This is a genomic window from Pseudoalteromonas sp. ASV78 (assembly GCF_047806705.1).
Lineage (GTDB): Bacteria > Pseudomonadota > Gammaproteobacteria > Enterobacterales > Alteromonadaceae > Pseudoalteromonas > Pseudoalteromonas prydzensis_A.
Genome location: NZ_JBLOPA010000001.1, coordinates 2,562,032 through 2,582,629, shown reverse-complemented (window position 1 = coordinate 2,582,629; position 20,598 = coordinate 2,562,032). Strand labels below are relative to the sequence as shown.

The 20,598-nt window shown below is 47.3% G+C and carries 14 protein-coding genes; 8 read left to right on the top strand and 6 right to left on the bottom strand.

Annotated features, from left to right (window positions below; translation table 11 throughout):
• Nucleotides 1–48: 48 nt before the first annotated feature.
• The 5 genes from ilvD (at nucleotide 49) to ACMVDV_RS11670 (ending at nucleotide 7,880) form a co-directional block, all read left to right on the top strand.
• A complete protein-coding gene (gene ilvD / locus ACMVDV_RS11690; protein ID WP_416158233.1) occupies nucleotides 49–1,905 on the top strand; it encodes a dihydroxy-acid dehydratase in 1,857 nt (618 codons plus the stop codon).
• 2 nt (nucleotides 1,906–1,907) lie between these two features.
• Nucleotides 1,908–3,458 carry a threonine ammonia-lyase, biosynthetic gene (gene ilvA / locus ACMVDV_RS11685; protein ID WP_416158232.1) on the top strand — a complete coding sequence of 517 codons (1,551 nt, stop codon included), beginning with the start codon at nucleotides 1,908–1,910 and terminating at the stop codon, nucleotides 3,456–3,458.
• Between the two features lie 133 nt (nucleotides 3,459–3,591).
• Nucleotides 3,592–4,779, top strand: coding sequence for a methyltransferase (locus ACMVDV_RS11680; protein WP_416158231.1), 1,188 nt, complete (start codon nucleotides 3,592–3,594; stop codon nucleotides 4,777–4,779).
• A gap of 8 nt (nucleotides 4,780–4,787) precedes the next feature.
• Nucleotides 4,788–5,450 (top strand): carbonate dehydratase, encoded by a 663-nt coding sequence (gene can, locus ACMVDV_RS11675; RefSeq protein WP_304182059.1) that lies wholly within the window; start codon nucleotides 4,788–4,790, stop codon nucleotides 5,448–5,450.
• A 300-nt stretch (nucleotides 5,451–5,750) separates the two neighbouring features.
• Nucleotides 5,751–7,880 (top strand): TonB-dependent siderophore receptor, encoded by a 2,130-nt coding sequence (locus ACMVDV_RS11670; RefSeq protein ID WP_416158230.1) that lies wholly within the window; start codon nucleotides 5,751–5,753, stop codon nucleotides 7,878–7,880.
• A gap of 119 nt (nucleotides 7,881–7,999) precedes the next feature.
• Here ACMVDV_RS11670 and fabF read toward each other — a convergent pair whose 3' ends face one another.
• The 5 genes from fabF to ACMVDV_RS11645 all read right to left on the bottom strand — a co-directional run bounded on the left by fabF (nucleotide 8,000) and on the right by ACMVDV_RS11645 (nucleotide 15,055).
• Nucleotides 8,000–9,289, bottom strand: a complete 1,290-nt coding sequence (gene fabF, locus ACMVDV_RS11665) for a beta-ketoacyl-ACP synthase II (protein ID WP_416158229.1) — start codon at nucleotides 9,287–9,289, stop codon at nucleotides 8,000–8,002.
• Nucleotides 9,290–9,331: 42 nt separating this feature from the next.
• Entirely contained in the window at nucleotides 9,332–10,141 is an 810-nt protein-coding gene (locus ACMVDV_RS11660; RefSeq protein WP_416158228.1) for an oxidoreductase, read from the bottom strand.
• Between the two features lie 39 nt (nucleotides 10,142–10,180).
• Entirely contained in the window at nucleotides 10,181–13,246 is a 3,066-nt protein-coding gene (locus ACMVDV_RS11655) for an efflux RND transporter permease subunit (protein WP_416158227.1), read from the bottom strand.
• On the bottom strand, nucleotides 13,239–14,357 hold the full coding sequence (locus ACMVDV_RS11650; RefSeq protein WP_416158226.1) for an efflux RND transporter periplasmic adaptor subunit: 1,119 nt from the start codon (nucleotides 14,355–14,357) through the stop codon (nucleotides 13,239–13,241). Before ACMVDV_RS11650 ends, ACMVDV_RS11655 begins: the two co-directional genes overlap by 8 nt.
• Nucleotides 14,358–14,437: 80 nt before the next feature.
• Nucleotides 14,438–15,055, bottom strand: a complete 618-nt coding sequence (locus tag ACMVDV_RS11645) for a TetR/AcrR family transcriptional regulator (RefSeq protein WP_416158225.1) — start codon at nucleotides 15,053–15,055, stop codon at nucleotides 14,438–14,440.
• 124 nt (nucleotides 15,056–15,179) lie between these two features.
• Between ACMVDV_RS11645 and ACMVDV_RS11640 the strand changes: the two genes are divergently transcribed.
• A complete protein-coding gene (locus ACMVDV_RS11640; protein ID WP_416158224.1) occupies nucleotides 15,180–16,628 on the top strand; it encodes an efflux transporter outer membrane subunit in 1,449 nt (482 codons plus the stop codon).
• Nucleotides 16,625–18,004 (top strand): MATE family efflux transporter, encoded by a 1,380-nt coding sequence (locus ACMVDV_RS11635; protein ID WP_416158223.1) that lies wholly within the window; start codon nucleotides 16,625–16,627, stop codon nucleotides 18,002–18,004. The genes ACMVDV_RS11640 and ACMVDV_RS11635 overlap by 4 nt, the downstream gene beginning before the upstream one ends.
• Before the next feature lie 198 nt (nucleotides 18,005–18,202).
• Here ACMVDV_RS11635 and ubiK read toward each other — a convergent pair whose 3' ends face one another.
• Nucleotides 18,203–18,472 (bottom strand): ubiquinone biosynthesis accessory factor UbiK, encoded by a 270-nt coding sequence (gene ubiK / locus ACMVDV_RS11630; RefSeq protein WP_416158222.1) that lies wholly within the window; start codon nucleotides 18,470–18,472, stop codon nucleotides 18,203–18,205.
• Nucleotides 18,473–18,578: 106 nt separating this feature from the next.
• Here ubiK and rep point away from each other — a divergent pair, with 106 nt between their 5' ends.
• Nucleotides 18,579–20,597 (top strand): DNA helicase Rep, encoded by a 2,019-nt coding sequence (rep, locus tag ACMVDV_RS11625; protein ID WP_416158221.1) that lies wholly within the window; start codon nucleotides 18,579–18,581, stop codon nucleotides 20,595–20,597.
• Nucleotide 20,598: the final 1 nt, after the last annotated feature.

The following is a 20,598-nucleotide window of genomic DNA, read 5'->3' as shown; positions in this document are numbered from 1 at the left end:
ATGAGGATGTCAGCGGTTTATTAATCGTTGCAAAATACTGAGGTAACTATGGCTAAATTAAGAAGTGCAACAACAACTGAAGGTCGAAAGCGCGCAGGTGCTCGTGCATTATGGCGTGCAACAGGAATGACAGACAGTGATTTTGGCAAACCGATTATTGCGGTTGTAAACTCGTTCACCCAATTTGTGCCGGGTCATGTTCATCTTAACCAACTCAGTGAACTTATGGCCGAAACCATCACTCAAGCCGGTGGTGTACCAAAAGAATTTAATACCATCGCCATCGATGATGGCATCGCCATGGGCCACGGCGGTATGTTGTACTCGTTACCCTCGCGCGATTTAATCGCTGACTCGGTAGAATACATGGTCAATGGTCACTGCGCCGATGCGATGATCTGTATTTCTAACTGCGACAAAATTACCCCAGGGATGATGCTGGCGGCACTGCGGTTAGATATTCCAGTCATTTTTGTATCTGGTGGCCCAATGGAAGCGGGTAAAACTAAGCTTGCCAATATCGATATCAAACTCGATTTAGTTGATGCCATGGTCAAAGGCGCTGATGAATCGGTCAGTGATGCTGACTCAGAGCAAGTAGAGCGCTCAGCATGCCCAACCTGTGGTTCATGTTCGGGTATGTTCACCGCCAACTCAATGAACTGTTTATTAGAAGCGATTGGCCTAGCACTACCGGGCAATGGTACAACGCTTGCAACCCATAAAGACCGCAAACAATTGTATGTTGAAGCCGGTGCACGGATTGTTGATTTATGTCGTGAGTATTATCAAAAAGATAATAAAGACGTACTACCACGCGCTATTGCTAATAAAACGGCCTTTATGAATGCCATGGTGGTTGATATTGCCATGGGCGGTTCGTCAAATACGGTATTGCATCTACTTGCCGCTGCGCAAGAAGCCGGTGTGGATTTTGATATGTCGCATATTGATGCGTTGTCTCGTAAAACCCCGTTCTTATGTAAAGTAGCGCCTGCAACCGCGCAATACCATATTGAAGATGTGCATCGTGCGGGTGGCATGATGGCGATTATTCGCGAGCTTGGCAAAGCGGGCTTAGTTGATCTGTCGGTAAACCATGTTGCCGGCATGACCATGGCAGAGCTGGTTAAAAAATGGGATGCCACTGATCCAACTAATGAAGCCGCGCAAAAGTTTTATCGTGCCGGTCCTGCGGGCATTCGTACTACTAAAGCAATGAGCCAAGAATGTCGTTGGGATGAAGGCGATAACGACCGTGAACATGGCTGTATTCGTAGTGTTGAGCATGCGTTTCGTCAAGATGGTGGTTTAGCCGTATTATCGGGTAACCTAGCTGTTGATGGCTGTATTGTGAAAAGTGCTGGTGTGGTTGATGAAATGCTGCATTTTGAAGGCACCGCTGTGGTGTATGAGTCGCAAGATGATTCGGTCGAAGGCATTTTAAATGACGAAGTAAAAGCCGGTGATGTGGTGGTTATTCGCTACGAAGGCCCTAAAGGCGGCCCCGGCATGCAAGAAATGCTTTACCCAACCAGCTACTTAAAATCAAAAGGTCTGGCAGAAAAATGCGCCTTGATCACCGATGGTCGTTTTTCTGGCGGTACATCAGGTTTATCAATTGGCCACGTTTCACCAGAAGCGGCCAGTGGTGGTGCCATTGCTTACGTTGAAAACGGCGATAAAATTATTATCGATATCGCTACCCGCGAAATCACGTTAGCGTTAACAGATGAAGAGCTTGCAGCACGTAAGCAAAAACAGTTAGCCCGCGGCAAGCAAGCGTATAAACCGCTTAACCGTGAGCGTTATGTATCATCTGCGCTAAAAGCGTATGCGCTACTTGCAACCAGTGCCGATAAAGGCGCGGTTCGTGATCTAGCCAAACTGGAGGAGCTTAGCTAATTATGGTTTCTCAAGAGCTCGATTATTTTCGCGCTATTATCCAGGCCAATATGGAACCACTGGCAAAAGTGACTGAGGTTAGCGAAATGGCTGAACTCAGTGCACGCCTTGGTAATCAAGTGTGGTTAAAGCGTGAAGATCAGCAACCCGTTTATTCGTTTAAACTGCGTGGCGCATACAATAAGCTGGCTAAATTACCAAAGGGCTCGGTGGTGATCACCGCGTCAGCTGGTAACCATGCCCAAGGTGTGGCGCTCAGTGCTGCGCATTTAGGTCATCAAGCGACCATTGTTATGCCAGTCACGACCCCTGAAATAAAAGTGAGTGCAGTCCGTGCGTTAGGTGGTGAAGTGGTATTACATGGTCATCACTTTGATGCCGCGAAAGCGCATGCCTTAGAGCTTACCGAACAGCGTAATGGTGTATTTGTGCCGCCATTTGATGATCCAGATGTGATTGTTGGGCAAGGCACGGTGGCGCGTGAGTTAATGCAGCAACTTAGCCAGCTTGATGCGGTGTTTATTCCGGTTGGCGGCGGCGGTTTACTCGCTGGTATGGCGGTGTATATCAAATCATTGCGCCCCGATATTAAAGTCATTGGTGTGGAGGCTGACGAAAGTGCCTGTTTACAAGCTGCGCTTAAAGCTGGCAAACCTGTTGAGCTGGAACGGGTTGGTAGTTTTGCCGATGGTGTGGCGGTAAAAATTATCGGTAAAGAGACTTTTCGCTTAGCGCAAAAATTTTGTGATGAAGTGGTCACCGTAACGGGCGATGAAATTTGCGCTGCGATGCAAGATATTTTTGTCTCAACTCGCGCTATTGCAGAGCCTTCTGGTGCGCTGGCAACGGCGGGGCTGAAAAAATGGTGTCAGCAAACTGGCCAAAAAGGGTTGCATCTAGCGGCTATTTTATCCGGCGCTAATTTAAATTTTGATCGCCTGCGTTATGTTGCCGAGCGTACTGCACTGGGTGAGAAAAACGAAGCGTTATTTGCGGTGACCATTAATGAACAGAAAGGCAGCTTTAAACAGTTTTGTGCTTCATTAGGCGGGCGGGCAATCACTGAATTTAATTACCGCTTTGCAGGACCCGGTGAAGCGCAAATATTTGTCGGCATCGCCTTGCGCCAAGGTCAGCAAGAATTAGATGAACTCAAAGCTGCGTTGACCACTAATGGCTACCAATTTTGTGATTTATCGGATAATGAGCTCGCTAAACTGCACGTGCGCTATATGGTCGGTGGCAAAGCGCCAGAGCAGCTCCATGAGCGGTTATTACGCTTTGAGTTCCCTGAATACCCAGGCGCACTGGCGCGCTTTTTAGATACCTTAGGTAGTAATTGGAATATTACTTTATTTCATTATCGCAACCATGGTGGTTCGATGGGTAATGTATTAGCTGGGTTTGCCATTGAGCCAGATCAGTATGAGGTATTTAACGAGCACTTAAATCGCTTAGGGTATAGCGTACAAGATGAAACGCTGAATCCGTGTTTTACACAATTCTTAACCACGCAAGGGCCTGTAGATAGGGATAAAGCCGCTAATCAATAAGTTAAAAACTTTAAATAGCGCTTTATCTTTATTATGAAGCGCTATTTTTCTTGTTATAAATACCCCTAAAAGCGCCGAGCACTGCACCGTAAGAACTGCTATACTGCGATTTATTTTCTGCCCTTAAGTTGTTATGACACTTGCTGAGCAATTTGCAGCCCTCGACACATTATTATTTTCTACTCGTCACTATTGGCAATGCACCGCATTCGATTTTGATCAGCTACCTTGGCCTGAATTAGAGCAAGTATTAACGGCTTTGAGCGACCAACAAGTTGCTGAGCTCGATAGCGAACAGCATACACTGTATCAATTTTTTAGCCCGTATATTGCGGCAGTCACTGATTTAGCCGCTCTGTGCGAGTTACCTCACGCTACAGCCACTCGAGCCGAGTATCCATTTTGGCTAAGTAATGGTATTAAGGGTCGCAAGTTTACGCAACTGCAAGACTTTGTCTCTGCGCTTGGTGAAGGCTCACGCTTGCCGGTATTAGAATGGTGTGCAGGTAAAGGGCACCTAGGGCGCATGTTGGCATTTAATAGTGCGCCTAGTGTACATAGTATCGAGTTGCAACAACATCTCTGTGAGCAAGGCCAGCAAAGCGCCCAGCAACAAGGGCTAGCTATGCACTTTAGCCAAGCCGATGTGCTTAAAGACGATGTAGCCAAGTATTTTCAACACGCACAACATGCGGTCGCACTGCATGCTTGCGGTGCACTACATCAAACCTTTATGAGTCGTGCGGTAAGCGCGCAAACACAAAAAATTAGCTTATCACCGTGTTGTTATCATTTATTTACTGATAACGACTATCAAGCCATGAGCGATGTTGCGCAGCACAGCAAGTTAAAATTAACCCACCGTGATTTAAAGCTCGCGTTACAGGAAACCGTTACGGCACCAACTCGGGTTGGTAAAGTGCGGAGAACCGAAGTGCAATGGCGATTGGGCTTTGATGCTCTTAGAAAAACACTGACTGGCGAGCAGTGTTATGTCAGCGTGCCTTCTGTGAACAAGGCCATTTTTTCAGATTCATTTAAAGCTTTTTGTGCATGGGCTGCAGATAAAAAGGCCTTGGATTTACCGCAAGATATTGATTATGATTACTTTTTTGCTAAAGGGGAAATGCGCAAAAAAGTAACTGAGCGTATTGAACTGGTCCGTCATGTGTTTAGAAGGGCAATTGAGGTTTGGCTTGTGCTCGATCGTGCTTTATATTTGCAACAACAAGGTTATCAAGTCAATGTGCTGACGTTTTGCGAAAAACAATTAACACCGCGCAATATTTTGATCCAAGCTAATTTTTTAAATACCGTATAAGAGGCGCAATGAGAAAGTTAAAGAATTTATTTGAAAATAATAAACGTTGGGCGGCACGCACAAGCGAGAATGATCCTGAGTTTTTTAAAATTCTATCAATGCAGCAAAATCCTGAATATTTATGGATCGGTTGTTCTGACTCGCGTGTTCCGGCTAACGAAATTGTTGATTTAATGCCAGGTGAGCTATTTGTACACCGCAATGTTGCTAATGTAGTCGTGCATACTGACCACAACTGTTTATCGGTCATGCAATACGCGGTTGAAGTGTTAAAAGTGAAACACATCATGGTCGTTGGTCATTATGGCTGTGGTGGCGTGCAAGCGGTACTTAATGACGCTAAGTTTGGCCTGATTGACAACTGGTTACGCCATGTTGGCGATGTCAAAGAAAAGCATTTAGCTCGCCTCAACGCACTGCCCGAGAAAGATCGCTTAAATAGCCTAGTTGAATTAAACGTGATAGAGCAAGTACGCAATGTTTGCCGTACCAATATTGTGCAAGAAGCTTGGCAACGCAATCAGGAATTGAGTATTCATGGTTGGGTATACGGGTTAGCAAATGGTCACTTACACGATTTAGAATCAGTGGTTACCTGCACAGAAGAAATGACCGACAGCTATAAAACCGCAACAAACCGAGTATTCGAGCGATTAGCTGAAAAAAGTTAGTCGTTTTAGTTAAGGTGAACTTAGGTTCACCTTTGTTGTTTATAAAACCGCAAAATAGTTTTGACTTCATAAACATAAATAAACCTATATTTAGCAATAGTAAAAGCTTAATGACATTTGTTTTCATTTGTATTTGTGTGTATCATCTAGTCAGCTCTGCTAGGTAGCCACTTTTTACAGATACCTAGTAAAAATAGAGTGAGTGCTATTACGCTATTGGTCATGAAAACTCAACAATCCCAACTGCGCAACGCAACGTTCGTGTTATTTCTTTGTCATAATTAGGATATGTTATAAAAAATGAATAAGTCATTTCGATTGCTGCCTCTTGCTGCCGCTGTTTCTTTAGCAACAACTGTTGCACCAGCATTTGCTGAGCAAAATAAAAAAGTGCTAGATGAAAATCTTGAAAAAATTACCGTTACCGGCTCTTATACCGTTAATGAGGTTGTTGATACCGCAACCGGGCTTGGTTTAACACTCAGAGAAACCCCTCAGTCTGTGACCATCATCACTAAGCAACGTATTCAAGATCAAGCCCTTGATACAATTATTGATACCGTCAACAATGCCGTGGGGGTGTCATCACAAGAACTTGATAACGTAAGAAACACCCTGAACTCTCGTGGCTTTGAAATTAGTAATTATCAAATAGATGGTGTGCCTATTTCATGGAGTTTAGCGGCGGATTCAGGCGAGACTATCAGTGACGTAGCAATTTATGAACGGGTTGAACTTGTTCGTGGTGCAACCGGTTTGCTCACTGGTGCAGGTGATCCATCAGCATCAATTAACTTAGTACGAAAGCATGCCGATAGCACTGACTTTACGGGTAATGTCAGTGCGGCGATCGGCAGTTGGAATAACAAAGAATTGACCGCAGATTTAGCGAGCGGCTTAAACGATGCCGGCACTGTACGTGGTCGGGTTGTTGCAAAATACGAAGAAGGTGAGTCGTATGTTGATTTATACGAAAATGAAAGCAAGGTGTTATACGGGGTATTAGAAACCGATTTAACAGAGCAAACATTGCTGCGTATTGGCGGCAATTATCAAAAAAACACACCGACTTCGCCTATTTGGGGATCACTCGCTAGTTTCTATAGTGATGGTACGCAAACTGATTGGGATCGTTCAAAAACTACCGCTGCTGATTGGACGCAATGGGATACTGAAAACACCAATTTATTTGTTAACTTACATCACTCATTCGATAATGGTTGGCAATTTGTTGCCAACTACAACAGCATTAATTATAAACAGCAAACCCGTTTATTGTACTTGTTTGGTACGGTTGATAAACAAACCGGTGAAGGCTTAGGCAGTTCAACCTATAAAAGTGATGGCGAGAGCGATCAAGATAGTTTCGATATCCAGCTAAAAGGTGATTATTCACTGTTTTCTCAGCAACATGAATTTGTACTCGGTGCGTTGTACAGTAAGCAATCTTCACTGGTAAATGCCTATGACGCGCTATCAGCTGCGCCAGCAGTGGGGAACTTTTTTGAATGGGATGGCAGCTTTGCTGAACCAACGTGGTCAGACCAAGCGAGTGTTGCCCAAGACATGGATACCGAGCAAACCGGTTACTATGGTGCCACTCGTTTATCGTTAACAGATAACTTTAAAGTGATTGCTGGTGGCCGTTTAGCGAGCTGGGAGCGAGAAGGCGAAAGTTATGGCACTGTCACAGACTTTGGTGATGATAATGTGTTTATTCCTTACGCTGGGGCTTTATATGATGTTAGCGAGCAGCACCGTGTTTATGCCAGCTACACCGAAATATTTAAGCCACAAAATGCGCAAGACCGTTACGGTGACTTTTTAGATCCCGTCGAAGGTAAAAGCTACGAAGTCGGGTTAAAAAGTACCTTCTTAGATGATATGTTTCATACCACTTTTGCGCTATTTCGTATTGATCAAGACAACTTAGCACAAATTGACCCAGGTTATATTGTTCCAGGCTCTGTTAATAGCGAAGCACAACGCGCCGCGCAAGGCACGGTTAGTGAAGGTTTTGAATTTGAAGTGGTGGGTCAACCCGTTGATGGCTGGAACATTAACGCAGGTTACTCGCAATTTAAAGCTGAAGATGCTCAAGGTGCAAAAGTTAATACTGAACAACCGCGTAAGCAGTTTAAACTATTCACTACTTATCAATTAATTGATCTACTACCCGCATTGACAATTGGTGGCGGTATCAATTGGCAAGATAGTACTTATGGTTTAGGTGTTGATGCAAACATTGAGCAAGCAGCGTACTCATTGGTGAACCTGATGGCACGTTACGAAATTAATAAAAACACCCAAGTGCAACTTAATATTGATAATCTGCTAGATGAAAAATACTACAGTCAGATTGCATTTTTTAACCAGTATAAATACGGCAACCCGCGTAATTATAACCTCAGCATTAACTACACGTTTTAGTTTACTAGCTAATTTAGCAAAAGCAGAAATGTTTCCAGCCATGCAATGACTACTATAAACGTTCTCATTGCATGACTGGAAATTATGAAGCTGCTGATAGTAAATTAAATTACCCGACTTTATTGTTCCCAGCGGCGAAACAGCAAACTGGCATTTACGCCGCCAAACCCAAAGCCATTTGATAAAGCATGCTGGATTGGCATTTTCCGCGCTGTTAAAGCGGCTATATCAAGACCGTCAGCGGCTTCGTCCGGATTGATGAGATTAAGCGTGGCAGGAACGATTTGATCACGTAGCGCTAAAATCGTAAAAATTGCTTCAATTCCGCCTGCAGCGCCAAGTAAATGACCGGTGCTGGACTTGGTTGATGTGATCACAGGTTGTGATTTTGCGCCAAACGTAGCGCGAATCGCAGCGAGCTCTCCTTTATCGCCAACCTGAGTTGAGGTTGCATGGGCATTAATATGTTGCACTTCACTCGCAGTAATCCCGCCCTGTTGCAGCGCCAATTGCATAGCACGCTTTGCACCGTTGCCATCCTCAGGCCCTGCTGTTAGGTGATAGGCATCGGCACTGGTGCCATAACCAACTAGTTCGGCCAATGGTTGTGCACCTCGTGCCAGCGCGTGGTCTAGCGACTCAATAACCAGTAGGCCAGCGCCCTCGGCCATTACAAAACCGTCTCTATCCCGATCAAACGGGCGCGATGCATGCGCAGGGTGTTCGTTAAATGCTGTAGATAAAGCTCGCGCTGCCGCAAAGCTGCCGAGTGTAACGCGATGAATTGCCGCTTCGGTGCCACCGCATACGGCAATGTCTGCTTCGCCGCTGCGGATCAGCCGCGCAGCATCACCGATTGCCTGAGCCCCGGCTGCGCAGGCGGTTATTGGTGCACCAATCGGCCCTTTAAAGCCATGTGCGATAGAGACCTGCCCAGCCGCCATATTGGCGAGAAAGGCTGGCGCAGTAAACGGTGAAAGCCGGCGCGGCCCGCGTGTGTCTGTAGTGCGTACCGCCTCAGCGATGGCACCAAAGCCACCGATGCCGGAGGCGATAATAGTTGCCGTTCGTTGTTGCTGTGCTGCTTCACTTGGGCTCCAGCGCGCTTGAGTAAGCGCCTCTTGCGCAGCAACAAGGGCAAACTCAATAAAACGATCCATTTTTTTGCGCTCTTTGGCGGCGATAAAGTGTTCAGGGTTGTAGCCTGCCTGTGGATCTTCTAGCAAACTGGGAACCTGCCCACCGACAGTAATACCTGTACCGGTTGAAAATTCAGCAGGTAAAGTACGAATGCCGGATTGTCCTGCTAGTAGGCGGGACCAAACCGCCTCAGTGCCACAGCCTAGTGGTCCGACAGTGCCGGTCCCCGTTACTACGATGCGAACAGTGTGTTCTCTATTTATCTTCATATTTCACTCCTAATGCTGATGAATTGGGGGGTCAACAGCGTGTCAGCTATTAAGGCCGAAGGTTTTGCGCAAACTGGCATCAACGGGACCCGCTGGCATAAAACGGCGCAGCTTACTTAACAATGATGCTTCTCCGGCCGGTGTGCGGCGCATCCGCCACTTACCCAGCGCCGCATCAACAATAGTGTTTGCCACAGTCTCAGGAGCAGGCGCTTGGTTGACGCTGTTAACCAGAGCCTCTGATGCCAGACTACGCTCGCCAGCATAGTCGTCGATAACTGCAGCGGTTTGTGGTGCATTGCGGTCGAGGTTAGTCTTGGTGAAAGACGGCTCTACCAAAGTGACACGGATGCCAAATTGGCGCACCTCATGATCCAGGGTTTCCGATAGCCCCTCTACCGCATGTTTGGAAGCGGAATAAAGCCCCATATAAGGTGCCGGCAGAAAACCCAGCACCGAGCTGACATTAATAATTCTGCCCCTGCGCTGTGCACGCATATGCGGTAGTACCGCCTGTACCGTACGCAGAATACTGAATACATTGGTATCGAACAGTGCAGCCGCTTCTGTGGTGCTGGTTTCTTCTACCGCGCCTGTCAGCGTAGTTCCTGCATTATTCACCAGCACGTCGAGGCGTTTGGCTGCGGTAATGACGGCTTGCATGCCGAGCTGCACAGAAGCCTCATCACGCACGTCCATCTCAATCAGTTGTACGCCGGTTAATGGGCTCGCCGTGGCGAGGTTACGTACGGTACCGAATACCCGACATCCTTGTTGAACAAACTTTTCGGCGGTGGCACGGCCGATGCCGGAAGAGACACCGGTAACTAAAACAACAGTTGATTGCGACATTTAGGTTTTTCTCCACATTGGATTAGGGTTAATTGCGACTCAGTGATCATTAGTCGGCCTTATTTTGAACCAGATGGCATACATGGCTGGCAGGAATACCAGCGTTAATATTGTTCCGGCGAAAGTGCCGCCGATTAGGGTGTAAGCGAGTGTGCCCCAGAACACCGATTGGGTTAGCGGGATAAAAGCCAGAATAGCGGCCAGCGCGGTTAAAATTACCGGCCGTGCCCGCTGTACGGTGGCCTCGACCACAGCATGAAAGGGAGTCAACCCTGCCTGTTGATTGTGGTCGATTTGGCCAATCAGGATCAGCGTATTGCGCATCAAGATACCGGACAGGGCAATTAAGCCCACCAATGCATTAATGCCAAATGGCTGCTGGAACAGCAGCAGTATTGGCACCACACCAATCAAGCCCAAAGGACTGGTCAGAAATACCATGATCATTGCCGAGATAGAGCGCACCTGCAAAATGATGATCAGCAAGGTGGTGGCCAGCATTATAGGGAAGATAGGTAGCATGGCGGTCATCGCCTTACCGGATTCTTCAATAGAGCCTGCTTCTGCAATGTGATAACCCTTGGGCAGTTTCTGTATGATCGACTGCAGCTGCGCAGTAATAGCAGTAGATACATCCGGTGGCTGTAAGTCTTCGGCAATGTCGCCGCGCACTGTGATGGTCGGCATCCGATCACGGCGGCGCATTATCGGTTCTTCCATCCGCACCTCAACGTCTCCCACTTGCGACAGAGGAATGCGCTGGCCTGCGACCCCGGTGAGAGTGAAATCGCCAATTTTAGCTGGATCAAGCCGAGTATCACCGGCTGAGCGTGCGACTACTTGGACGGTGCGAATATCTTCACGTACAGTCGTAACTGGGATACCACTTAACAAGAATTGCAGCTGCTGTGCTACTGCGCTGGAGCTGAGGCCGACGGCTTGTAACCTATCCTGATCCAAAGTGAAATGCAGTGTTGGTGTGCGGCTACCCCAGTCGGTATTAACTGTACGCATCATTGGGCTGGCCGTCATGAGCTGCTCCACGTCCGCGGCAATGTTGCGTAATGTATCTGGATCTGGACCAGTCACTCGATAAGCCACTGGAAACGGAGAATAAGGGCCAAATACCAGTTGGGTGACCCGTACTTGAGCCTCAGAGGCGAGCCCATTAGCAATTGCTTGCCGTAGCCGGTGTTTCAGTTCTTCACGTTGATCTTGATTATCAGTGCGTATCACTATTTTCGCAAAGGAGGGATCGGGTAGTTCAGGGCCGACAGCGAAAAAGAACCGGGGCGCCCCCTGGCCAACGTAGGCGGTAACAATTTTGGCTTCTGTTTGCTGTACCAGCCAGGCTTCCACTTTCTCGGTGGCGGCACTGGTTTGAGTAATAGCTGTGCCGTAGGGCATTTGCACCTCAACCAGCACTTCCGGACGGTCGGATATCGGGAAAAATTGCTTCTTAACCACCGCCATGCCCATCACAGACAGCACAAATAAGCTGATCACTGAAGTGGCGACCAGCCATTTGCGCGAGATGACAAGTCCCAGCAGTGTGCGAAAGCGATTATAGTGCGGTGTGTCATAGATTGCTTCATGACCGCCGGCAATTTTTTTGAAGTCGGGCAGCATTTTTACACCCAGATAAGGGGTAAATACCACGGCCACCAACCAGGATGCCATCAGCGCGATACCCACTATCCAAAACATATTGCTGGTGTATTCACCAGCGGTAGAGCGGGCGAAGCCGTTGGGCATAAAACCGACGGCCGTGACCAGGGTACCCGATAACATTGGCGCTGCGGTGTGGCTCCAGGCATAGGCCGAGGCGGCAATACGGCTGTATCCCTCTTCCATTTTTACCACCATCATTTCAATGGCGATGATGGCATCGTCTACCAGTAAACCCAGCGCTAGGATTAACGATCCCAGAGTTATGCGGTCGAAGTTTTTGCCGCTCGCTAACATCACCACAAACACCATCGCGAGAGTAAGTGGCACAGCGGCGGCAACCACTACGCCAACGCGCCAGCCCATGCTAACGAAACACACTAGCATCACGACTAACAAAGCAACAAAGAATTTGACCATAAACTCATCGACCGCTGAACTGATATTGACCGCCTGATCGGTAACCTTGCTCAGGCTCATACCCAGCGGCAGTTCGTTGTTAATTGCCGTCACCTCGCTGTCCAACGCTTTACCCAAATCAAGCCCGTTCCAACCGTCACGCATAATGATGCCCAGCAGCAGGGCCGGCTCGCCGCCGTTACGAACAATAAAGGTTGCTGGGTCTTCGTAGCCGCGCGTGACAGTGGCAATGTCTGACAGTTTTAGGCTGCGGCCTTGTGCCATTACCGGCGTGTCGCGAATATGCTGTAATTCGTCAAAGGCGCCATCTAAACGAATAAACACGTGTGGCCCATCGGTCTCAATGGAGCCCGCGGGTGTTAGGGCATTTTGGTTATTTAGCGCGGCGAATACCTGCTGCGGGCTAACACCCAGCGTAGCTAGGCGTTCATGGGAGAACTCAATATAGATACGCTCAGCCTGTTCACCAACAATATTGACTTTTTTAACGCCGGGTACGTGTAGCAAGCGCTGGCGTAGTGTTTCGGCTTCGCGTACTAGCAAACGCTGCGGTTCACCTTTGGCTTTAAGGGCAAACAGGGCAAAGGTCACATCGGCATATTCGTCGTTGACCATAGGGCCAATCACCCCTGAGGGCAGGTTGCCGGCCTCATCACTGATTTTTTTGCGGGCCTGATAAAATTGCTCCGCTACTTCTGCTGGTGGTGTTGTGTCGAGTAAGGTCAAGGTTGTGAAAGCTAAGCCAGGTCGGGTGTAAGTCTCGGTGCGGTCATACCAGCGTAGTTCCTGCAGCCGTTTTTCGAGCTTTTCAGCCACCTGATCTTGCATCTCTTGCGCTGTGGCTCCAGGCCAAGCAGTGATAATAGTCATGACTTTAATCGTAAAGGCTGGATCTTCGGCTCGGCCTAATTTAGAAAAGGCAATAATGCCTGCGAATGAGATCAGGAAAATTAGAAATAAAGTAATAGAGCGCTCACGTACCGCGATGGCAGAGAGATTAAAACGACTCTCACTCATGACGAGCTCCTTTGACCGCTGCTGCCGCCAGCTGGCTTGCTATGCGGACTTGCTCACCTTCGTGTAGTAAGTGGGCGCCAAGCGCGACGATAAGGTCGCCAGATTCTAGCTGCCCAGCAATGCGTGCGCTGTCGTCAGTCAGATAGTGTATCGTCACTGGTCGCCATGAGACGCTTGCTGGTTTGCCATTAATAGTCCATACGCCGGTACCTTTACCGTTATCAAACAGCGCACTGATTGGCACTTGAAAGCTATTGGCGGGGAAGTTATGGGTATCTGCAAGGCGAATATTGACCGTGGTACCCAGTGGAATATCAGCCGGTGCGTCGTGTAGCACATATCGTGCCTCGAAGGTGCGGGTTAACGGATCTGCAACGTCTGAGAGTTGTCGTAGGGTAGCCGCAATGCGGTGGTCACCATTAGCGTATAGTGTCGCTTGAGCGCCAGAATTTGGTGCTGGTCTCAGGGTTTCTGGTAACTGAATGACGGCTTCGCGAGCGCCTGCATGGGCTAGGCGTACCACAATCTGACCGGCATTAACAACCTGACCGGGCTCAGCCAGAGTTGCCATCACCACGCCATCGGCATCAGCGACTAATTCAGTATAGGCTGTGGCGTTAAGCGCTACTTTAGCCTGAGCTTCGGCGGCACTGAGTTGTGCCTGAGCCGCATCGGACGCAGCTTTAGCCTGATCGTAAGATGAATCGGATATCGCACCGGTGCCACGTAGTTCACGGTAGCGAGCTTCATCTGCCGCTGCTTGTTGTGCTTGCGCCCGTGCGGCAGCAACCGCTTGCTGTTGCGCCAGTGCAGCGAGTGTTAGATCTATAGGATCAATACGCAGCAGTGGCTGACCACGCTTAACGGTTTGTCCAGTATCGACCAGTCGCTCTAGTACTTTGCCGGAGACGCGAAAACCAAGGTCACTTTGCACCCGAGCAGCGATAATGCCACTGAATGTTCGCGACCTAGCAATTGCCTGTGTAACCGTAGTAGTGCGTACTAGTGGCGGTTCAGTACGAGGATCAGCTGGTGAGTTTTCAGCGCAGCCGGTCAACATTAGTGGCAATACGGATAAAACAGTGAGTGCAGTAAGGTAACGCCGAAACATATAAAAATCCCCTTAACGAATAGTTTAGGGGAGCTATTTTTATTCAAGTGACCAAATTAGTCAATAGTCACCGCAGGGTTTTATGGAGAAAGACTACGCAATACCAAATTAGACAAATGAATAGCGGCATCACTGGCATGATCAAAACTATGTTGCAACAGTAGCGGGTTGAGGTAAGGGCGTAGTACTAAATAGATGGCTGTGACCGTTTCATCAAGGGGAGTTTTACGCTCAAAATCTCCGCTTAAACGGCCTTGTTGCAATACTTCTTGTAGCAACTTTTGCATCCGTTTTTCGTAGGCAAGTGCAGCCTGCCAACGTTCAGAGGCTGCACTTGCAGCGATCTCATATAATTTTTGATCGCGAAAGAATAAGCGAATACTGGCTGCCACGCTGGCTTTAAAAATTTGTCGCAGTTTTTCAGGTGCCATGTCAGCGTTATCAACGGCTGCGCGTACCTCGTTTTCTATCTCGCGTAGGCAATTTGCACAAATAGCTTCGCCGATGGCTTGTTTAGAAGGAAAAAATTTATAGATGTAGGCTTTTGAAAAACCAATAGCTTTAGCTAGATCAGAGACTGTGGTTTTAGCATAGCCATACTGGCTGAAATGCTCTGTGGCTGCAAGTAGGATTTGATCTCGTACATCGTGCTCAACAGGCCCTCGGTTTGAGACAGGATAAGTATCTTTGGTGTTCATTGATTTATCTACTCGTACTTATATCGATTGATGGCAGATAGTTTAACTCTTGCATAAAAGATTGACAACGAGTGACCTTTTTATAATGTGGTCACTAAATGTTATTTTATCGCGGAACGAAGCTATGCAATTTAAAAATTTATTTGCCATGTTTAGTGTTGTCAGTATTACCACAGGCTGCGCTGTTGGTCCTGATTATACTAAGCCTGTTGTGCCTATGATGGAAAGCTACTCTGAACAAATCAAAGTAACTGAACATCATGCTATCAGCAGTGTTGATCTTCACAAATGGTGGAAAGAATTTAATGACCCGCAGCTTACGCGATTTATAACCTTAGCATTAGCTAATAACCTTGACCTTGCACAAGCATTTGCTCGCGTTGAACAAGTACGTGCCAGCCTTGGCGCGGCAAATGCTGCGCTATTGCCTTCTGGCAACATCAGTGGCCAAGCGACCAGAGCTTATCAGTCTCTTGACACTCCGTTGGCGCAAGTGCTCAATTCGACGACTAATTTCGATCGTTACGGCAATAGTTACGAAGTCAATCTCAATGCGGGCTGGGAGCTTGACTTGTTTGCTGGGCTGCGCCGTGGGCGGGAAGCCGCTTTGGCTGACTATCAGGCTTCAGAGGCTGGAGTGGCGGCAACACGGTTGGCAGTAGCTGCGCAAACTGCCGATATTTACATTACTATTCGTGGCTTGCAAAGCCGTCTTGATGTTGCGCAGCGACAGGTGCAGACACAGCAGGAACTGCTTGCAATTATTAAGTTGCTGTATAACAAAGGCTTGGCAGCTGAGCTTGAGGTGAGACAAGTTGAAGGTGCGCTGGCCATGGTGCAGGCCTCTGTGCCAGTGCTTGAGACAGGCTTAGATGCAGCAATGAACGCGCTGGATGTGATGCTCGGGGCACCGCCTGGTACATATAGAGCAGAATTAACTGACATGGGTGTAATTCCAATTGCACCCATGCTGGTTGATATGGGCACTCCACGAGATTTACTTAGACGTCGCCCCGATCTGATCATGGCTGAACGACAGCTTGCTGCAGCAAATGCGCGTATTGGTGTAGCGATGGCAGAATATTACCCTAAGCTCTCCCTTAACGGATTGCTGGGTAGTGCAACATCCTTGTCCGGAGGTAACTTATTTAGCCACAGTGCTAATCAGGCTACAGGCTTGCTGGGGCTGCGCTGGCGTTTATTTGATTTTGGTCGTATTGACGCACAAATTGGTCAAGCCAAAGGTCAAGAAGCTGAAACCTTAGCGGCCTATCGGCTAGCCGTACTGCGGGCAAGTGAAGATGTAGAAAACGCTTTATCAATGTTGGTTAATCGAGAGCTGCAAACAAATATACTCACTCAGGGTGTCGATTCGCTTAGCCGCGCACGAAAAGCGTCTTTTAGCGCATACCAGCAAGGCGTGGTCAGTTTAATCGAAGTGTTACAAGCCGACGAAAATCTGCTACGTGCCGAGGATTTATACACCCAGTCGAAAATTAGTTCTGCGCAAGCTGCGGTTGCTACTTTTAAGGCACTTGGAGGTGGTTGGCAACCCGATACGGAGCATAAATGATGGCAGAGACAGCATTAACACAGTCTCATCAGCCAGCGCCGAAAGCAAGCGCAGCAATATTGGCGGGGCCAATAGTTCCTGTCATGCTGCGATTAGCCTTGCCGACGGTTGCAGTATTGGTGATTCAAACCTTAGTTGGCGTGATAGAGACTTACTTTGTCAGCTCACTTGGTGCCAATGTTCTGGCCGGAGTCTCGGTTGTTTTTCCGGTACTGATGCTAATGCAAATGATGGCTAATGGTGGTATCGGCAGTGGGTTGGCAGCAGCCATAGCGCAGGCGTATGGTGCTGGTCGATGGCAAGATATGCAGGCACTGGTTTGGCATGGTGTTGTTATTGCCGTTGTTGCAGGTTTGGCATGTGCCATAGCTATTATTATTGGCGGTTATACGCTGTATCAAATGATGGGTATATCAGGGCCTGCACTGTCTGCGGCTCTGGCTTATTCACATATCGTTTTTGCAAGTTCACCACTTATCTGGTTAGTTGCAATGTTATCGGCTGCACTGCGTGGAGCGGGCGATACTCGCACACCGGCGCAGATAACATTAGTTGGTGCTGTGATTCTTTTGCCGTTGTCACCGGTGCTGATTTTTGGCTGGGGACCTATTCCATCGTTTGGCGTTGCCGGAGCGGGGATGGCAATTGTGGTTTATTACCTCGTGGCGGCGTTATTTTTAGTCATCCACATGCGCTCAGTAAAAAGTGTGATTAAGTTATCAATTACTCCTCTTTGTGCTCGGTCATTCAGAGATATTCTTGGTGTTGGTTTATTAGCCTCTATTGGTACCGTTCAGCTCAATTTAACCGTTGTTATTGTCACGGCTGCGATAGGATGTTTTGGCGCTGATGCCGTTGCAGGCTATGGTATAGCGTCAAGGTTGGAATATATCCAGATCCCACTGCTATTTGGCCTAGGCACGGCAATTATGACTATGGTTGGAGTTAACGTTGGAGCAGGGCAAATGCAACGTGCGCAGCGTATTACATGGTTTGGTGCGGCAATCGCTTTTGCTGTTACTACACTGATTGGCTTTATCGTTGCGGCATTTCCGCATATCTGGCTTAATATTTTTAGTGAAGAACAACAAATAGTTAAGATTGGGACCAACTATCTGCAGCATATTGCACCGTTTTATGGATTCATCGCTGCTGGCATGGCACTTTATTTTGCGGCGATAGGTATGAAACGTGTATTTTGGCCTGTACTAGCAGGAACCGTGCGGATGATTGTCGCAGCTTTCATCGGATGGATAGCCGTTACATATTTTACTGTTAGTATCGAGATGCTGTTTAATATTTTAGTAGCAGGGATCTTGATATATTGCGCTATAACAATAGCAGCAACGTTTGTAATAGGGCGGAAATCTAGCTAATACTTAAGGTTAGTTGAATATTCAGTATATGGAGCTAACCACGCTCCCCAAAATGTTTAATTACTTGCGGATAAATGCCTGATCTTATCTGTAATAGGGCTGTCACTGGTTAACTCAATGCCGTAACTTTACAACATCATTAATCAGCTAACCAAGGCCGCACTGGCTGCCTTGGTTAATGTACTGATGGTAAGCAGTTTATTCGGCTTTATCGTTTGTATCGCTGGTTAGCTGTTGTTCTAGTAAGGCAACTTTAGCTTCTAATTCAACTAGCTTTTCACGGGTGCGGATAAGCACTTGGCTTTGCACATCAAACTCTTCGCGGCTGACAAAGTCCATTTCAGCCAGCTTGTTTTGAATGGCCTGTTTGGTTTTTGCTTCAAACGTATCAGCAAGGTTTTTAACGCCTTGTGGCATATTACTGGAAATCTGTTTGGCTATTTCTTCAAGTTTTGCTGGGTTAATCATGTTCGTCCCTTGGTGTCGCCTAAAAAAACAATCTTACCTTATTAACTAGGCGTATTGTAGTGATTACGTTAAAATTGCCCGTCTTTATGCAATCCCTTTGGTCGATATGAAACTCAATCCTAAACAAGATGAAGCGGTAAAATACATTAGTGGCCCATGCCTAGTATTAGCAGGAGCAGGATCGGGGAAAACACGTGTAATTACTAATAAAATCGCTTATTTGGTACAGAAGTGTGAGTATCAAGCTCGTAATATTGCGGCGGTTACCTTTACCAATAAAGCCGCAAAAGAGATGCGCGAGCGGGTTTTTCAAACTCTGGGGAAAAAAGAATCCAAGGGCTTGTGGGTCTCGACCTTTCATACTTTAGGGCTGGAGATCATTAAAAAAGAACTAACAACGCTGGGTTTTAAACCGGGTTTTTCGTTATTCGATGATCAAGATACCAATCAATTATTGGGCGATCTAACTGAAGATGAGCTAAAAAAAGACAAAGATTTACTCAACCTCTTAAAAATGCAAATAGGCAGCTGGAAGAACGAATTGATCTTACCAGAGCAAGCCATTCGCGAAGCGCGTGAGCCACAAAAAGCGTTATTTGCGCAGTTATATGCGCGTTATCAAACCCAGTTACGTGCTTATAATGCTTTGGATTTTGATGATCTGATTATGATCCCGACTATTTTGTTAACCAGCAATGCAACGTCTCGGGAGCGTTGGCAGCAACGGTTTCGTTATTTGCTGGTGGATGAATATCAAGATACCAATACCAGCCAATATCAGTTGGTTAAGTTACTAGTGGGAGAGCGGGCGCGTTTTACTGTGGTTGGCGATGACGACCAATCAATCTATTCTTGGCGTGGTGCGCGGCCGCAAAACTTAGTGTTGCTGAGTAAGGATTTTCCGGGTCTGCGATTAATTAAGCTGGAACAAAATTACCGTAGCGCTGGGCGAATTCTAAAAGCTGCAAATATTTTGATTGCTAATAACCCCCATGAGTTTGAGAAAAAATTATTCAGTGAGCTTGGTTATGGTGAGCCGATCAAAGTGATTGGCTGTCGTGATGAAGAGCACGAAGCAGAGCGAGTGGTGGCAGAGATCATCTCGCATAAGTTTATGAAGCGCACAAGCTATAAAGACTACGCTATTTTGTATCGTGGTAATCATCAAGCTCGTGGTTTTGAAAAGTCACTGATGAGTAACCGTATTCCTTATAAAATTAGTGGTGGTACCTCGTTTTTTTCGCGCTCTGAAATTAAAGATATCATGGCGTATTTACGCCTGTTAGTGAATCAAGATGACGATAACGCCTTCTTACGTATCGTGAATACACCGCGGCGTGAGATTGGCACCGTGACCCTTGAAAAGTTGGGCACTTTAGCCAATGAAAAACATGCCAGTTTATTTGCCACTTGTTTTGATACTGACTTAGGTTATCGCTTAAAAGGACGTGGTTTAAACTCGCTGGCAGGCTTTGCCCGCTGGGTGCTTGAGCTTTCAGATAATGCGGTACGTGGCGATACCCTTGAAGCGGTAAAAGACTTAGTAAGGCAAATCAATTATGAGGCCTATTTATACGAGTCATCGCCCAGTGCTAAAGCGGCAGAAATGCGTATGAAGAACGTGTCTGAGTTGTATCGCTGGATCACCGATATGCTTACTGGCGACGCTGATAACCCACCGCTAACGCTCGCCGAAGTCGTAAGCAAGCTTACGTTGCGTGACATGCTGGAGCGCAACGAAGAAGAAGATGAAGCTGATGCAGTGCAATTACTGACTTTACATGCCTCTAAAGGCTTGGAATACCCTTACGTGTTTATGGTCGGTATGGAAGAGGGCTTATTACCGCATCAAGTGAGTATTGATGAAGAAAACGTTGATGAAGAACGCCGCTTAGCGTATGTAGGAATTACCCGCGCGCAACAAGAGTTGACTATGACCTATGCGAAAATTCGCCGTCAATTTGGTGAAACCTCGCAAACGGAGCTGAGCCGGTTTGTGCAAGAGCTACCACAAGATGATCTGGCTTTTGAAAATAAAAAAGCGCCAAACACGCAGGCTGAACGAATGGAAAAAGGCCAAGCGAGAGTCGCTAATTTACGCGCCATGTTGAAAAAGCCAGAGTAGT

What these genes read in the sequence shown, in the direction of transcription:
- ilvD (WP_416158233.1), top strand. Translation starts at nt 49, where the DNA reads ATGGCTAAATTAAGAAGTGCAACAACAACTGAAGGTCGAAAGCGCGCA.
- ilvA (WP_416158232.1), top strand. Translation starts at nt 1,908, where the DNA reads ATGGTTTCTCAAGAGCTCGATTATTTTCGCGCTATTATCCAGGCCAAT.
- ACMVDV_RS11680 (WP_416158231.1), top strand. Translation starts at nt 3,592, where the DNA reads ATGACACTTGCTGAGCAATTTGCAGCCCTCGACACATTATTATTTTCT.
- can (WP_304182059.1), top strand. Translation starts at nt 4,788, where the DNA reads ATGAGAAAGTTAAAGAATTTATTTGAAAATAATAAACGTTGGGCGGCA.
- ACMVDV_RS11670 (WP_416158230.1), top strand. Translation starts at nt 5,751, where the DNA reads ATGAATAAGTCATTTCGATTGCTGCCTCTTGCTGCCGCTGTTTCTTTA.
- fabF (WP_416158229.1), bottom strand. Translation starts at nt 9,289, where the DNA reads ATGAAGATAAATAGAGAACACACTGTTCGCATCGTAGTAACGGGGACC.
- ACMVDV_RS11660 (WP_416158228.1), bottom strand. Translation starts at nt 10,141, where the DNA reads ATGTCGCAATCAACTGTTGTTTTAGTTACCGGTGTCTCTTCCGGCATC.
- ACMVDV_RS11655 (WP_416158227.1), bottom strand. Translation starts at nt 13,246, where the DNA reads ATGAGTGAGAGTCGTTTTAATCTCTCTGCCATCGCGGTACGTGAGCGC.
- ACMVDV_RS11650 (WP_416158226.1), bottom strand. Translation starts at nt 14,357, where the DNA reads ATGTTTCGGCGTTACCTTACTGCACTCACTGTTTTATCCGTATTGCCA.
- ACMVDV_RS11645 (WP_416158225.1), bottom strand. Translation starts at nt 15,055, where the DNA reads ATGAACACCAAAGATACTTATCCTGTCTCAAACCGAGGGCCTGTTGAG.
- ACMVDV_RS11640 (WP_416158224.1), top strand. Translation starts at nt 15,180, where the DNA reads ATGCAATTTAAAAATTTATTTGCCATGTTTAGTGTTGTCAGTATTACC.
- ACMVDV_RS11635 (WP_416158223.1), top strand. Translation starts at nt 16,625, where the DNA reads ATGATGGCAGAGACAGCATTAACACAGTCTCATCAGCCAGCGCCGAAA.
- ubiK (WP_416158222.1), bottom strand. Translation starts at nt 18,472, where the DNA reads ATGATTAACCCAGCAAAACTTGAAGAAATAGCCAAACAGATTTCCAGT.
- rep (WP_416158221.1), top strand. Translation starts at nt 18,579, where the DNA reads ATGAAACTCAATCCTAAACAAGATGAAGCGGTAAAATACATTAGTGGC.